The organism is Cryobacterium sp. TMB1-7 (assembly GCF_004402435.1).
Taxonomy (GTDB): domain Bacteria; phylum Actinomycetota; class Actinomycetes; order Actinomycetales; family Microbacteriaceae; genus Cryobacterium; species Cryobacterium zongtaii.
On sequence record NZ_SOFZ01000007.1, the window covers coordinates 32,801 to 46,666 of the forward strand.

At 68.3% G+C, this 13,866-nt stretch carries 13 protein-coding genes; 2 read left to right on the forward strand and 11 right to left on the reverse strand.

Going from position 1 to position 13,866, the window contains the following annotated elements; translation table 11 throughout:
* Positions 1-64: 64 nt before the first annotated feature.
* The gene (locus tag E3O60_RS01305) at positions 65-427 is read right to left on the reverse strand and encodes a LysM peptidoglycan-binding domain-containing protein (RefSeq protein WP_134496946.1); all 363 of its coding nucleotides are present in this window, start codon (positions 425-427) and stop codon (positions 65-67) included.
* A 393-nt stretch (positions 428-820) separates the two neighbouring features.
* On the opposite strand from E3O60_RS01305, the gene lexA reads away from it, so the two are divergent.
* Positions 821-1,444, forward strand: coding sequence for a transcriptional repressor LexA (gene lexA, locus E3O60_RS01310; RefSeq protein WP_240632483.1), 624 nt, complete (start codon positions 821-823; stop codon positions 1,442-1,444).
* 87 nt (positions 1,445-1,531) lie between these two features.
* Here lexA and metE read toward each other — a convergent pair whose 3' ends face one another.
* The 3 genes from metE to hflX all read right to left on the reverse strand — a co-directional run bounded on the left by metE (position 1,532) and on the right by hflX (position 6,740).
* Positions 1,532-3,853 carry a 5-methyltetrahydropteroyltriglutamate--homocysteine S-methyltransferase gene (metE, locus tag E3O60_RS01315; RefSeq protein WP_134408851.1) on the reverse strand — a complete coding sequence of 774 codons (2,322 nt, stop codon included), beginning with the start codon at positions 3,851-3,853 and terminating at the stop codon, positions 1,532-1,534.
* Positions 3,853-4,914, reverse strand: coding sequence for a methylenetetrahydrofolate reductase (locus tag E3O60_RS01320; protein ID WP_134496948.1), 1,062 nt, complete (start codon positions 4,912-4,914; stop codon positions 3,853-3,855). The genes metE and E3O60_RS01320 overlap by 1 nt, the downstream gene beginning before the upstream one ends.
* 281 nt (positions 4,915-5,195) lie before the next feature.
* Positions 5,196-6,740: a GTPase HflX gene (gene hflX, locus E3O60_RS01325; protein ID WP_088455730.1), complete on the reverse strand. Its 1,545-nt coding sequence runs from the start codon at positions 6,738-6,740 to the stop codon at positions 5,196-5,198.
* Positions 6,741-6,781: 41 nt separating this feature from the next.
* On the opposite strand from hflX, the gene E3O60_RS01330 reads away from it, so the two are divergent.
* Entirely contained in the window at positions 6,782-7,408 is a 627-nt protein-coding gene (locus tag E3O60_RS01330; protein WP_134496950.1) for a class I SAM-dependent methyltransferase, read from the forward strand.
* 66 nt (positions 7,409-7,474) lie between these two features.
* On the opposite strand, the gene dapF is transcribed toward E3O60_RS01330, so the two are convergent.
* From dapF to E3O60_RS01365, 7 genes are all read right to left on the reverse strand, one after another.
* Positions 7,475-8,356: a diaminopimelate epimerase gene (gene dapF / locus E3O60_RS01335; RefSeq protein ID WP_134496952.1), complete on the reverse strand. Its 882-nt coding sequence runs from the start codon at positions 8,354-8,356 to the stop codon at positions 7,475-7,477.
* 37 nt (positions 8,357-8,393) lie between these two features.
* On the reverse strand, positions 8,394-9,302 hold the full coding sequence (gene miaA / locus E3O60_RS01340; protein ID WP_134408854.1) for a tRNA (adenosine(37)-N6)-dimethylallyltransferase MiaA: 909 nt from the start codon (positions 9,300-9,302) through the stop codon (positions 8,394-8,396).
* Between the two features lie 6 nt (positions 9,303-9,308).
* The gene (gene miaB / locus E3O60_RS01345) at positions 9,309-10,958 is read right to left on the reverse strand and encodes a tRNA (N6-isopentenyl adenosine(37)-C2)-methylthiotransferase MiaB (RefSeq protein ID WP_088455726.1); all 1,650 of its coding nucleotides are present in this window, start codon (positions 10,956-10,958) and stop codon (positions 9,309-9,311) included.
* Positions 10,959-10,995: 37 nt separating this feature from the next.
* A complete protein-coding gene (locus E3O60_RS01350; RefSeq protein ID WP_134496956.1) occupies positions 10,996-11,625 on the reverse strand; it encodes a regulatory protein RecX in 630 nt (209 codons plus the stop codon).
* Between the two features lie 5 nt (positions 11,626-11,630).
* Complete coding sequence (gene recA, locus E3O60_RS01355) at positions 11,631-12,767, reverse strand: recombinase RecA (RefSeq protein WP_134496958.1); 1,137 nt, start codon at positions 12,765-12,767, stop codon at positions 11,631-11,633.
* Between the two features lie 336 nt (positions 12,768-13,103).
* Positions 13,104-13,325 carry a DUF3046 domain-containing protein gene (locus E3O60_RS01360; protein ID WP_088455723.1) on the reverse strand — a complete coding sequence of 74 codons (222 nt, stop codon included), beginning with the start codon at positions 13,323-13,325 and terminating at the stop codon, positions 13,104-13,106.
* A gap of 67 nt (positions 13,326-13,392) precedes the next feature.
* Complete coding sequence (locus E3O60_RS01365; RefSeq protein WP_088455722.1) at positions 13,393-13,701, reverse strand: helix-turn-helix domain-containing protein; 309 nt, start codon at positions 13,699-13,701, stop codon at positions 13,393-13,395.
* Positions 13,702-13,866 lie beyond the last annotated feature (165 nt).

A 13,866-nucleotide genomic window follows, 5' to 3' on the forward strand; every position in this document is an offset into this window, starting at 1 on the left:
ACCCCTCGTATCCGAGGCGGGGCGGGGCGAGCGGCTCCGGGCTGAGCGGCTCGGGCTGAGCGGCTCAGTAGTCCGCGGGAAGGGCGAGGCGCTGGCCGGGCTGCACGGCCTCGGAGGACAGCTGGTTGAGGTTGACGATGTCGATGATCACGTCGCGCGGGTCTTGTCCGGGGGCGACAGACTCGGCCAGCTGCCAGAGCGACTGGCCGGCCTCAATGGTGACGTAGTCGAACGCGGCCGCGCCGATACCCGCGCTGCCCTCTGCCGCGGCCATGCCGCCGTTGACGGCGATGCCGATGACGCCGAGTACCAGGGGCACTGCGGCGAGGGCCGTGAAAACGGCCCGCCCGCGGCGGGTCAGCCGCAGGTGTGTGGTGGGCGGGGTGGCCGGGCTGTGGTTGTCCGGTGCTGCAAATGCTGCGCTCATGTCAAACCTCCTGGTAACGCATCGGGCCCTCGGCCGGGAGGGCCAGATGCGAATCTATGTTCCGAATATATCTTCGAGTGTTCGAACAATCAACCCTGTTTCCGGATATTATGGAGACAGATTCCGCAACACACTCGAATGCATGTCTACGAACCGCTGCTCTGTGGCTACAGTTTCGATCGGGTAGCTGCACTCAAACAGACACCACCGACATTGCTGCCCGAGCCCGAGAAGTATGAGCCCGACGAGCACCAGCCCGGCGAGCACGAGCCCCACCAGCACCAGCCCGAACCGACTAACCAGAGGAGCGTCAACGTGGCACAACAGAGCACACCTCGGGACAAGGGCGGCACGCGACGCCGCAAGAGCCTGAGCGACAAACAGCGCGCGGTGATGGACGTCATCCAGCGTTCGGTTCGCGACCGCGGTTACCCGCCGAGCATGCGCGAGATCGGCGACGCCGTTGGTCTGTCCTCGTTGTCGAGCGTGACCCACCAGCTGCACCAGCTCGAGCTGAGCGGGTACCTGCGGCGCGACCCGCACCGGCCGCGCGCACTCGAGGTGCTCATCGAGCTGCCTCAGTCCTCAGAGGAGGTCACGCCAGGCGCCGCCGATGACTACCAGTCCGGCATCCAGGTGGGTGATGCGGCGATGGTGCCGCTCGTCGGCCGCATCGCCGCCGGTATCCCGATCATGGCCGACCAGCAGATCGACGAGATCTTCCCGCTCCCCCGCCAACTGGTGGGCAAGGGCGAGCTGTTCATGCTCAAGGTCGTCGGTGATTCGATGATCGACGCCGCCATCTGCGATGGCGACTGGGTGGTCATCCGCCAGCAGAAGACCGCGGAGAACGGCGAGATCGTCGCCGCCATGCTCGACGGCGAAGCCACGGTGAAGGTGCTGCGACAGCGCGACGGCCACACCTGGCTGCTCCCCCGCAACACCAACTTCGAGCCGATCCTGGGTGACTTCGCCGAGGTCCTCGGCAAGGTCGTCGCGGTGTTGCGTTCGGTCTAGATCCGCAACGCTCCAGGCACACAACAGGCCCGACCCCGCGAGGGGTCGGGCCTTCGTGTTGTGCCGGCGTAGTCAGGGCGGGCCAGGTCAGACCAGCGTCGCCCGAACTGCGCGGGTGGCATCGACGATGTTGCGCAGGGACTCCACGGTCTCCGCATACCCGCGGGTCTTCAGTCCGCAGTCCGGGTTCACCCAGACCTGGCGAGCGGGGATCGATTGCAGGGCCCGCTCGAGAAGTTCGGTGATCTCGGCCACACCGGGCACCCGCGGCGAGTGGATGTCGTAGACGCCCGGGCCGATGCCGTGGTCGAAGCCACTGGTCTGCAGGTCGGCGACGACCTCCATCTTCGACCGAGCGGCCTCGATGCTGGTCACGTCGGCGTCCAGGTTGCGGATCGCGTCGATGACGACCCCGAACTCCGAGTAGCAGAGGTGGGTGTGGATCTGGGTCTGGTCGGCGACCCCCGCGGTAGCGAGCCTGAACGACCCGACCGACCAATCCAGGTAGTCGGCGTGGTCCTTCTTCTTCAGGGGCAGCAACTCGCGCAGCGCGGGCTCGTCGACCTGCACCACCCGGATACCGGCCGCCTCGAGATCACCGATCTCGTCGCGCAGCGCGAGCGCCACTTGCCGTGCGGTCTCCCCCAACGGCTGATCGTCGCGCACGAACGACCAGGCCAGGATGGTGACCGGTCCGGTGAGCATCCCCTTGACCGGCTTCTCGGTAAGGGTCTGGGTGTAGCTGGACCACTCCACGGTGATGGGCGCCGGACGCCGGACGTCGCCCCACAGGATCGACGGACGGGTGCACCGGCTGCCGTAGGACTGCACCCAGCCGTTCTCGGTGACGGTGAAGCCATCGAGGTTCTCGGCGAAGTACTGCACCATGTCGTTGCGCTCGGGTTCACCGTGCACGAGAACGTCGAGGCCGAGGTCTTCCTGCAGCTGCACGACCCGGCCGATCTCGGCGCGCATGAGCTCCTGGTAGTCGGCGGATGCGAGTTCACCCGAGACCAGGCGGGCGCGGGCGCGGCGGATATCACTCGTCTGCGGGAACGAGCCGATGGTCGTGGTCGGTAGCGGGGGCAGGTCGAGCACGGCATCCTGAGCGGCCAGGCGGGCCTCGTAGTCGCCGCGGCTGAAGTCGGCCGGGGTGAGGGTGTCGAGGCGGGCGCGCACGGCGCCGTCACGCACGCCGGGCGAGACCCGGCGCGCCTCCAGCGACGCGGTGGCCGCGTCGAGATCTGCCTGCACGGCAGCCTGCCCCTCGGAGAGGCCGCGAGCGAGGGTGGCGACCTGACCGATCTTCTGGTCGGCGAACGCCAGCCAACCGGTAAGGTCGGCGCCGAGCTTGGTCTCGTCGGTGACGTCGTGCGGCAGGTGCAGCAGCGAGGTGGAGCTGGAGACCGCGATCCGGTCGCTCAGCGCGCCCAGCTGGGCCACCTTGTCGAACGCCGCCTCGAGGTCGCCCCGCCAGATGTTGTGACCGTCGATCACGCCGGCCACGAGGGTGGTGTCGGCCAGGCCGGGCACGTCGGCGGGCACCGTTCCGCGCACGAGGTCCAGGCCGATGGCCTCGACCGGGGTCTTGGCCAGAACGGGTAGGGCGTCGTCGAGGCTGCCGTAGGGCGCGGCCACGAACAGTCCGGGCCGCCTGTCGAGGCCGCCGAGGGTGTCGTAGGCCCGGGCGAGGGCGGCGAGGGCACGGTCGCGCGGGATGTCGATGCTCTCGCTGACGAGGGCCGGTTCGTCCAGCTGTACCCACTCTGCACCCGCGGCGGCGAGGCGCTCGATCAGGGTGGCGTAGACCGGCAGCAGGTCGTCGAGGCGATCGAGCGGGTGAAAGCCGGCCGGGGCCGTTTCGCTCGGCTTGGCCAGGAGCAGGAAGGTGACCGGACCGACGATGACGGGTCGGGTGAGGAAGCCGGCGGCGACGGCCTCGTCGAACTCCCGCACGATGCGGTCGCTGGCGAGGTGGAAGTTCGTCTCCGGGCCGATTTCCGGCACCAGATAGTGGTAATTGGAATCGAACCACTTGGTCATTTCGAGCGGCAGGTTCTCGCCGGCGCCGCGGGCCAGGGTGAAGTAGCCGGCGAGGTCGAGGTGACCGTCGGCGTCGACGAGACCGGCGAAGCGGGTGGGGATGGCGCCGACGGTCACCGCCGCATCCAGCACCTGGTCATAGAAGGAGAAGCTCTCCGGAATCGACGAGTCGCTGCGGCCGAGCCCGAGGCCGACGAGCCGCTCCCGGGTGGTGTTGCGCAGGGCTGCCGCGGTGGCTTCGAGTTGAGCGGCGTCGATCCGGCCGGCCCAGAAGGCTTCGACGGCCTTCTTCAGTTCGCGGCGGCGGCCGATCCGCGGGTAGCCGAGGATCGTTCCGGTGGGGAATGCGGGGACGGTGATGGTCATCAGTAGTGGTCCTTCGTGGAGTGGATTCCGGCACGGGTGTCGGCAGGGCTGGTCGAGGGATGGGTCGGAGGTGGGTTGTGAGCGGAGACGACCGGTTGTGCCGGTGCCAGCGCGCCGGCGCGGTCGAGCACGGCGAGCACGGTCTCGTGCTGGTTGAAGGCGTAGAGGTGCAGGCCGGGAGCCCCGCCGGCGATGAGCTTCTCGGCGAGGGCGGCGGCGTGGCTGATGCCGATCTCGCGCTGGCCCTCGAGGGTGGGTTCCACTTCGAGCTGGATCGAGAGTTCGGCGGGCAGTTCCTCCCCGGAGAGCTCGAGGATGCGCAGCAGCCTGCCGGGGCTGGTGACGGGCATGATGCCGGGCAGGATCGGGAACTCCACTCCGGCTTCCCTGGCTCGCTGGATGAAGCTGAGGTAGTGGTCGGCGTGGAAGAAGAGTTGGGTGATGGCGAGGTTGGCGCCCGCCGCCTGCTTGGCCAGGAGGGTGTCGATGTCCTGCGCGGTGGATCGTGAGCGCGGGTGCCCGTTGGGGAACGCGGCCACGGCGATGCGCACGTGCTCACGTTCGGTCTTCACGGCCCGGGCGCGAGGGAGTCCGGGGATGGGGGTCTCCTGGTACGGCACTCGCTCGGCCTGTACCCGATGGATCAGTTGCACCAGCTCGCCGGCGCTGTGCAGGTCGCCGAGGAAGGCGTCGTTCTCGGTCAGGCCTTCGGGCGGGTCACCGCGGAGGGCGAGGAAGCTGCTCACGCCGGCATCGAGGAACTCGCGGATCAGGCTGCTCGCCTCGGCGTGCGAGGAACCGACGCAGGTGAGGTGCGCCATCGGGTCCACGATGGTGGCCCGGCGGATGTAGCGCAGCACGTCCAGGGACGAGGTGCGGGAGGAGCCGCTGGCACCGTAGGTCACCGAGATGAACTTCGGACGGGCCGCAGCCAGGGCGTCGATGGTGGCATGCAGGGCCGTCGTCGCGGCATCCGTCTTGGGCGGGTACAGCTCAAACGAGAACGGGATGCTCGACCGACAGTCGGGGTCCGCCGGTGGGGTCGTGGGGGTCGCTGTCATGGTTCCTCATTCGGCATGGTGGGTTCAGTTCGAAGGGCCTGGCGGCCGCGGACCGCCACGGATACCGGGCGGCTGCTCGCGGGCGGGTGCCGGGCTCGGCTGTCGCTCCATGCCGGGCAGAGAATCCCGCCGGCAACGAATGTGATGACTCTAACAACGCACCTTCGGGCGCGCTGCTGCGTGGCCGATTGTTACGTTCGCGGCCGATCTGGGGCGTTAACGGCCGAAGGCGGCACCCGCTCCTGGTTCAGGAGCGGGTGCCGCCTTCGGGCGGATCGGGGTCAGCCGGAGATGGCCGGTGCCACCACGAACGGGGTGAACTGGGCCTCGATACCGGGCGACACGAGGGCCGTGACCTGGGTGCCGGTCTCGGAGTAGTCCAACGCCAGAACCTTGCCCTGCTCGTGCAGGATCGGGATGAGGTCACCGCGGTCGTAGGGGATCAGCAGTTCCAGGCGGATTTCCGGACGGGGAAGCATGGTCTCGAGAACCCGCAGCACCTCGTCGATGCCCTCGCCGCTGCGCGCCGACACGAAGATCGCCTGGGGGGCGAGGCCCCGCAGCACGAGCCGGTCGTCGTCGCTGACCAGGTCGCTCTTGTTGAACAGCACCAGCTCGGGGATGTCACTGGCACCGACCTCGCCGATGACCTCGCGCACCGTGGCCAGCTGGCTGGCCGGGTCGGGGTGGGACGCGTCGACGACGTGGATGATGACATCGGAGTCCGCGACCTCCTCGAGGGTGGAGCGGAACGCCTCCACCAGCTGGTGGGGCAGGTTGCGCACAAAACCGACGGTGTCGGTGAAGGTGTACAGCCGACCGTCGTCCGTGGTGGACTTCCGCACAGTGGCGTCCAGGGTGGCGAAGAGGGAGTTCTCCACGAGCACGCCGGCCTTGGTGATGCGGTTGAGCAGGCTGGACTTGCCGGCGTTGGTGTACCCGACGATCGCGACCGACGGCACCGCGTTGCGCTTGCGGTTGGCGCGCTTGGCCTCGCGGGCGGGCTTCATCTCCAGCATCTGCTTGCGCAGCCGCGACATCCGGGTGTGGATGCGGCGCCGGTCGAGTTCGATCTTCGTCTCACCGGGTCCACGCGAGCCCATACCGGCACCGGCGCCACCGACCTGGCCACCGGCCTGGCGGGACATCGAGTCACCCCAGCCGCGCAGCCGGGGCAGCAGGTAGGCGAGCTGGGCGAGTTCGACCTGCGCCTTACCCTCCCTGCTCTTGGCGTGCTGGCTGAAGATGTCCAGGATCACGGCGGTGCGGTCGATGACCTTCACCTTGACCACGTCTTCCAGGGCTCGCCGCTGGCTGGGTGCGAGTTCGGTGTCGGCGATCACGGTGTCGGCGCCGAGCGCCGCCACGATGGAGGCGAGCTCGAGGGCCTTGCCCTTGCCGAGGTAGGTGCTGGGGTCCGGGGTGGCGCGGCGCTGCAGCAGACCGTCCAGCACCGTGGCGCCGGCGGTTTCGGCCAGGGCGGCGAGCTCGCGCATGGAGTTCTCGGCGTCGAGCAGGCTACGGGCGGAGTAGACGCCGATCAGGACGACGTTTTCCAGGCGCAGCTGGCGGTACTCAACCTCGGTGACGTCCTGCAGTTCGGTGGAGAGCCCACCGACGCGGCGCAGGGCGTTGCGGTCTTCACGTTCGGTCTGTTCGCCGTCGTGGTCGCCGCCGTCGAAACCGCCGTTGGCCGGGCGTGCCGAGAGGGCCTGCGCCGATCCGCTCGCGAACAGCGAGTAGCCGGAGGACCGGCTCTCGGCGCTGGCCAGCACGCGCGCAACTACATCGTCATCGCCATCGTGTGGAGCGTTTATATCAGTCATTGCTTTAACTCTAGTTCCTCTTTTTTCGATAAGTTCGCTGTATGGCTTCCGAACACTATTTCTCGTCGACTCCGGGCAGCGACCTGAAATTGCGGCAGATCACCGTGAAGATCGCCGGTCAAATCCGTGCGGTCACCACCGCGAACGCGATTTTCTCCCCCGAGCACATCGACACCGGTACCAAGGTGCTGATGCGTGAGGCTCCGCTGCCCTCCGGCGGCGGGGATGTGCTGGACCTCGGCTGTGGCTGGGGACCGATCAGCCTGCATCTGGCGCTGGCCGATCCCACGGCCACGGTGTGGGCCGTCGACGTCAACGAGCGAGCCCTCGAGTTGGTGCGGATGAACGCCGCCAGCCTGGGGCTCACCAACATCAACGCGGTCCTGCCGGCGGATGTTCCCGATTCCGTCGTGTTCGCCGGCATCTGGTCGAACCCGCCGATCCGGGTGGGCAAGGCCGAGCTGCACACGATGCTCGAGCACTGGCTGCCGCGTCTGAAGCCCGGCTCGGATACCTGGCTCGTCGTGCAGCGCAACCTCGGCTCCGATTCGTTGCACCGCTGGCTCGCCGAGGAGTTCCCCGGCGCCGGGCAACCCGGCGCGCTCGAGGTTTCCCGCTACGCCACCGACAAGGGCTTCCGCATCCTGCAGGCCCACAAACCCGCCTGACGCTCCCCCTCGAACTGTGAGGTAGGCCCCACAACCCGGGGGCCTTTGTCACAGTTCGCGGCGGGGTTAGGCGAGGGCGAGGGTGCCGTCGAAGACCAGGGTGGCGGGGCCGGACAGGGAGACGTGCTCGCCGTCTTCGGTGGGGAACATCCGCACGCCCAGAACGCCGCCGGGGACCTCGACACGCCACTGGTTCGGCGCGCCCTGGCCGGCCCAGTGCCGGGTGGCCAGGGCCGCCGCGACGGCACCGGTGCCGCAGGACAAGGTCTCTCCGCTGCCGCGTTCGTGCACGCGCATACGGATGCGGCCGACGCCGTCGACGACGAGCGGGTCATGCGGCAGCACGAACTCCACGTTGGCGCCCTCGGCGGGCTCGGGGTCCAGCTGCGGAATGAAGGTCAGGTCGGCGCTCTCGAGCTCGTTTTCGTCGGCGAGGGCCACCACCACGTGCGGGTTGCCCACGTTGATGCCCAGCCCCGGGCGGGCAACGGCGAGGTTCTTGGCACGCACCAGGGTCTCCCCCGGTTCCAGCCGCCACCGGCCGAGGTCCACCTGGAACCCGGTGGCGTTCTGCTGCACGTCGCGCACGCCGCTGCGGGTGCCGATGGCCAGGGTGTCGCCGGGGCCGAGGTCGACGAGGCCCTGTTCGAGGAGGAACCGGGTGTACACCCGGATGCCGTTGCCACACATCTCCGAGACTGTGCCGTCGGCGTTCCAGTAGTCCATGAACCACTCGGCGCCGCCGTCTTCGGCGAGGGCCGCGGCACCCGCATCGAGGTTGGCCGAACGCACCGCGCGGATGATGCCGTCGGCGCCGACGCCGAACTGGCGGTCGCAGATGCCCTGGATCTGCTCCGGGGTGAGGTCGAGTCGGCCGTCGGGGTCGGCGAACAGCACGAAGTCGTTGCCGGTGCCGTGGCCCTTGGTGAAGTGGAGATCGATGCCCATGTGTTCAGTTTAGGGACTCGGGCTACGGTATTCGGCGTCAGGGCAGGTGGCTGACGGCCTGGTCGACACGGTCCGCGTCGTCGGCGTCGATCCAGTGCGTGTGCGGGTCACGTTTGAACCAGCTCACCTGACGGCGGGCGTATCGCCGGGTCAGCTGCTGGGTCGCCTCGACGGCATCCGCCTGCGACATTGTGCCGTGCACCTGGCCGAGGGCCTGGGCGTAGCCGATGGCCCGGCTGGCCGTGACGCCGCCTTCCAGGCCGGCGGGGATGAGGGCGCGCACCTCCTCGACGAGTCCGGCCGTCCACATGCGGTCCACTCGGGCGTCCAGGCGCGGGGTGAGCACCTCGCGGGGCAGGCGCAGCCCGAGGGTCACGGCGGGCATCCAGTAGACCGGGTCGCCGGGCAGGGCCGCCGTGTGCGGGGCGCCGGTGAGTTCGACGACCTCGAGGGCGCGCACGAGCCGGCGGCCGTTGCTGGCGCCGATGCGGGCGGCGGCGCCGGGGTCGACGGCCTTGAGCCGGTCGTACATCAGGCCGGGGCCCTGGTCCACGAGCTCGGCCTCGAGGCGGGCGCGGAGCACCGGGTCGGTGCCGGGGAACTGGAAATCGTAGACGACGGAGGACACGTAGAGACCGGACCCGCCCACGAGGATGGGCACGGCACCGCGGTCGAGGATGCCGGTGACGGCGGCGCGGGCCTCCACCTGGTAGCGGGCGACGGTGGCCTCGTCGGCCACGTCGAGCACGTCGAGCAGGTGGTGCGGCACCCCGCGGCGCTCGGCGGGGGCGAGCTTGGCGGTGCCGATGTCCATGCCCCGGTAGAGCTGCATGGCGTCGGCGTTCACGATCTCCGCCGGCCGGCCGGCCGCGATCAGCCGTTCGGCGACGTCCAGGGACAGCTCGGATTTGCCGGTACCGGTCGGCCCGACGATGACAACGAGCACCAGGTCCTAACGTTCCGCGTCGTCGACCGGGTAGATCGGGATCGTCGTGGCGCCACCGTGCAGTGTCAGGCTGGGCCCGCCCACCCGCAGGGTCGGCAGACCCAACGAGACCGCGCCGCCGGTGGACGCCGCCGGGGCGGGCACACCGCAGGACTCGGCCTGCTCCCGGTCCCAGGCGTCGCCGGCGATGGTGCGGCGGATACGGAGCGGCGTGCCGTCGAGGGAGTCGGCGATGAGGTGGAACGGTGCGGCCTGGGTGACGGTCACGGTGACCATGTCACCGGGCCGGGGCAGGTCGGAGCCGGCGGGCACGTCGAAGTGCACGAGCCGGCTGTCAGGGGCCCGGCCGCTGAGCCGGTGAGTGTCGGCGTCCTTGCGGCCCTCACCGTTGGCGACGAGCAGTTCGACCTCACGGCCGATGATGGCGCGGTTCTCCTCCCAGGAGATCCGTTCCTGCAGGGCGATGAGCCGTTCGTAACGGTCCTGCACGACGGCCTTGGGCACCTGGTCGGCCATGGTGGCTGCGGGGGTGCCCGGCCGGATGGAGTACTGGAAGGTGAACGCCGTGGCGAACCTGGACTCTTCGACGACCCGCATGGTCTCGAGGAAGTCCTCCTCGGTCTCGCCGGGGAAGCCGACGATGATGTCGGTGCTGATCGCCGCGTCGGGCATCTGCGCGCGTACGCGCTCGAGGATGCCGAGGAACTTGGTGGACCGGTAGGACCGGCGCATGGCTTTGAGCACCCGGTCGGAGCCGGACTGCAGCGGCATGTGCAGCTGCGGCATCACAGCGGGGGTGTCCGCCATGGCGTCGATGACGTCATCGGTGAAGGCGGCAGGGTGCGGGCTGGTGAAGCGGATGCGTTCCAGTCCCGGGATCTGGCCGGCGGCGCGCAGCAGCTTGCCGAACGCCAGCCTGTCACCGAACTCCACCCCGTAGGAGTTGACGTTCTGGCCGAGGAGGGTCACCTCGATGGCGCCGTCGTCGACGAGCGCCTGGATCTCGGCGAGGATCTCGCCGGGGCGGCGATCCTTCTCCTTGCCGCGCAGGGCGGGCACGATGCAGAAGGTGCAGGTGTTGTTGCAGCCGACCGAGATCGAGACCCAGCCGCTGTAGCTCGAGTCGCGCTTGGTCGGCAGGGTGGACGGGAAGGTTTCCAGGGATTCGAGGATCTCCAGCTGGGCCTCACCGTTGTGCCTGGCGCGTTCGAGCAGGCTCGGAAGGGACCCCATGTTGTGGGTGCCGAACACCACGTCCACCCACGGCGCCTTGGCCAGGATGGTGGCCTTGTCCTTCTGCGCCAGGCAACCGCCGACGGCGATCTGCATGCCCGCGTGCTTGCGCTTGACCGAGGCGAGGTAGCCGAGGTTGCCGTAGAGCTTGTTGTCGGCGTTCTCCCGCACCGCGCAGGTGTTGATCACCACGATGTCGGCCTCGGCGCCCGCCGCCGACACATAGCCGGCCGCCTCGAGGGAGCCGCTGAGCCGCTCGGAGTCGTGCACGTTCATCTGGCAGCCGAAGGTGCGCACCTCATAGGTGCGCGCCCGGCCCTCGTCATCCCTCGCCGCCGAGGACGGCGCGATCACGGTCGCGCTGTGCGGCGACGGGTCGAGGGATGACGGGGTGGCGAGGGGTGGTGCGGTGACGCTGCTCATAGTTCCCCCAGCTTACGCGTGCCGTCGTGAACAGACCTCAGCGGAACCGCACCGTGGAGGTGCGGCCCGAACCCCGCCGGGACGCGAGAGCGGCCTTGACGGCGTCGCGCACCACGGAGGAGGCGTATCCCTTGCGCATCAGGAAGCCGGTGAGCCGACGATCGATGGTGGCATCGTCGAACCTGTCCAGCTGCTGCACCCGCTTGAGCGCCAGTTCGGTGGCCCGTTCGGCTTCGTCGTCCGGCATCTCCTCAAGCTTCTTGGCGATGAGTTCGGCGTCGAGCCCGCGCTGGCGCATTTCGGCGCCGACACCGCTGCGGCCCAGGCCCTTGCGTTCGTGGTGGCTGTGCATGATCTGGTCGGCGAGCTTCTCCTCGTCGAGGTAGTGCAGCTCGGTGAAGCGTTCGAGGATGTCCTGCACGGACTCCTCGTCGATCTCGGTGGACCGCAGCAGCTTCTGGGCCTCGACGATCGACAGGGACCGGCCGCGCAGGCGCTGCAGCAGTAGCTTCTCCGCGTGCTCGCGTTCCTCGGCCGCCTCGTCCTCGGCGTCATCGGCCTGATCGGCCGGGCTCGCCCCGGGCAGGTATGTCACCGGGGCGAGGCCCTCCCGGCCGGCCGAGGAGCCGGCGTCGGTCTTGCCTCGGGAGGGTTCGAAGTGAACCATGGCGGCTAGGCGCCCTTGCGTGCGGCGGCCTTGGCCGCGATGGACGGAACCTTGGCACCATCCGTGCCCGTGGCGGAACCCGTTGCCGCGGCGGCCGCTGCGGCGGTGGCGGCGTCGTCTGCGGCCTTCTTGGCCGCTTTGCCCTCCGCGCCCACACCGAGCTTGTTGAGGATCTTGGTTTCGATCTCGTTGGCCATGTCCGGGTTGCGCAGCAGGAACTTGCGGGAGTTCTCCTTGCCCTGGCCGAGCTGGTCGCCGTCGTAGGTGTACCAGGCGCCGGACTTCTTGACGATGCCCTGGTCGACACCGAAGTCGATCAGGCTGCCCTCGCGGGAGATGCCGATGCCGTAGATGATGTCGAATTCGGCCTGCTTGAAGGGCGGTGCCATCTTGTTCTTGACGACCTTGACCCTGGTGCGGTTACCGACGGCCTCTGTTCCGTCCTTGAGGGTCTCGATTCGACGGATGTCCAGACGCACAGACGCGTAGAACTTGAGCGCCTTTCCGCCGGAGGTGGTCTCCGGGCTGCCGAACATCACGCCGATCTTCTCGCGCAGCTGGTTGATGAAGATCATGGTGGTGTTGGTCTGGCTCAGACCACCGTTGAGCTTGCGCAGCGCCTGCGACATCAGGCGGGCCTGCAGGCCCACGTGGGAGTCACCCATCTCGCCCTCGATCTCGGCGCGCGGAACCAGGGCGGCGACGGAGTCGACGACGATGAGGTCGATGGAGCCGCTTCGCACGAGCATGTCGGCGATTTCCAGCGCCTGCTCACCCGTGTCGGGCTGGGAGACGAGGAGGGCGTCGATGTCGACACCGAGCTTCTTCGCGTAGTCGGGGTCGAGGGCGTGCTCGGCGTCGATGAACGCGGCGATGCCGCCGTTCTTCTGGGCGTTGGCGATGGCGTGCAGGGTGAGGGTGGTCTTACCCGAGGACTCCGGGCCGTAGATCTCCACGATGCGACCGCGGGGCAGGCCACCTATGCCGAGCGCGACGTCCAGGGCGATCGACCCAGTGGAGATGATCTCGACGGGCGCGCGATCGTCGCTGCCGAGGCGCATGACCGAGCCCTTGCCGAACTGGCGGTCAATCTGGGCGAGGGCGGTGTCGAGTGCCTTCTCGCGGTCTGCTGCTGATGCCATGGTGTGCTCCTTTGGGTCGTGCGCGTGGCGCCTATAGGCTGTCGTTTCGACCAGCGGGAGGATCCCGGTGACCGCCCTCGACAAGGCAGGTGCGCGGTTGTCGTTGACGAATCCGACTGTACGCAGCACCACCGACACTGGCCGGCAGGCACCGCGACGGTGGACAATCCGTCTTCGACTTCTACTGTGGAGGAGCCTACCAAGAACCGAACAGACATTCGACGCTGGGGTGGTGTGTCGGAATCTTCTCGCGAAACGAGGAACGGCCCGGCTGGAGGGCCGGGCCGGTGGTGGCTCATGGTTCGCTGGTGTCTGGGTGCTGCCGGCGTGACCGGATCAGCTGCGGGCCGGAGGAAGCCCGGCGCCGTGGCGGCGGGCCGGCGGAACATCCGTTTCGGCACAGAGGGCCAACCAAACGTCGCGAGCGGGAACTCCGCCCGCGAGGGCCTGGTCGGCGGTCCGTCCGAGCGGACCCAGCACCAGATCCCGGGTGAGCACCCTGCCGTAGCTCTCGCCGAATTCGTCTTTCAGGGCCTGACGGAACTCACTCAATCGCATGCGGTACTCACTCGGTTGATGCTCACTCGGTTGACGCGCACTCGGTGCGAAACGTGGAGAAGACCGATTAGCGCATCATCATGCTGGCGTCGAACTTGGCAACCAGCTCGTCGGGTACGGTGTCGGGGAAACGATCGATTCCCTCGATGACGGCCAGCCGATCGCCGACCTCGCGCATGATCACCGAGATCGGTGTGTCCAGCGCGTCTGCGACCGAAGCAAGAATCTCGGAAGACGCTTCCTTCTGACCGCGTTCAACTTCAGACAGGTAGCCGAGGGCCACACTTGCCTTGCTCGCAACCTGACGCAGGGTGCGACCCTTCTGCAGGCGGAAGTCCCTGAGCACATCGCCGATTTCCTGACGAACAAGAATCATCGGAACCTCCTTCTTCGTGCTGTCTAGTCTGCTGGGGCCCACTCAACCGGTCAGTTTTGTGTGGCGGATGGCCAACAGTACTCTATCCATCCGACACCTCAGATTACCGAGGATGACTGGACTTTACTTGTGAATATGTGTTCTGTAACCCACCGGTAACAGGAA

Excerpts from the sequence above, each read along its gene's own strand:
- E3O60_RS01305 (WP_134496946.1), bottom strand. The coding sequence starts at position 427 with ATGAGCGCAGCATTTGCAGCACCGGACAACCACAGCCCGGCCACCCCG.
- lexA (WP_240632483.1), top strand. The coding sequence starts at position 821 with ATGGACGTCATCCAGCGTTCGGTTCGCGACCGCGGTTACCCGCCGAGC.
- metE (WP_134408851.1), bottom strand. The coding sequence starts at position 3,853 with ATGACCATCACCGTCCCCGCATTCCCCACCGGAACGATCCTCGGCTAC.
- E3O60_RS01320 (WP_134496948.1), bottom strand. The coding sequence starts at position 4,914 with ATGACAGCGACCCCCACGACCCCACCGGCGGACCCCGACTGTCGGTCG.
- hflX (WP_088455730.1), bottom strand. The coding sequence starts at position 6,740 with ATGACTGATATAAACGCTCCACACGATGGCGATGACGATGTAGTTGCG.
- E3O60_RS01330 (WP_134496950.1), top strand. The coding sequence starts at position 6,782 with ATGGCTTCCGAACACTATTTCTCGTCGACTCCGGGCAGCGACCTGAAA.
- dapF (WP_134496952.1), bottom strand. The coding sequence starts at position 8,356 with ATGGGCATCGATCTCCACTTCACCAAGGGCCACGGCACCGGCAACGAC.
- miaB (WP_088455726.1), bottom strand. The coding sequence starts at position 10,958 with ATGAGCAGCGTCACCGCACCACCCCTCGCCACCCCGTCATCCCTCGAC.
- E3O60_RS01350 (WP_134496956.1), bottom strand. The coding sequence starts at position 11,625 with ATGGTTCACTTCGAACCCTCCCGAGGCAAGACCGACGCCGGCTCCTCG.
- recA (WP_134496958.1), bottom strand. The coding sequence starts at position 12,767 with ATGGCATCAGCAGCAGACCGCGAGAAGGCACTCGACACCGCCCTCGCC.
- E3O60_RS01360 (WP_088455723.1), bottom strand. The coding sequence starts at position 13,325 with ATGCGATTGAGTGAGTTCCGTCAGGCCCTGAAAGACGAATTCGGCGAG.
- E3O60_RS01365 (WP_088455722.1), bottom strand. The coding sequence starts at position 13,701 with ATGATTCTTGTTCGTCAGGAAATCGGCGATGTGCTCAGGGACTTCCGC.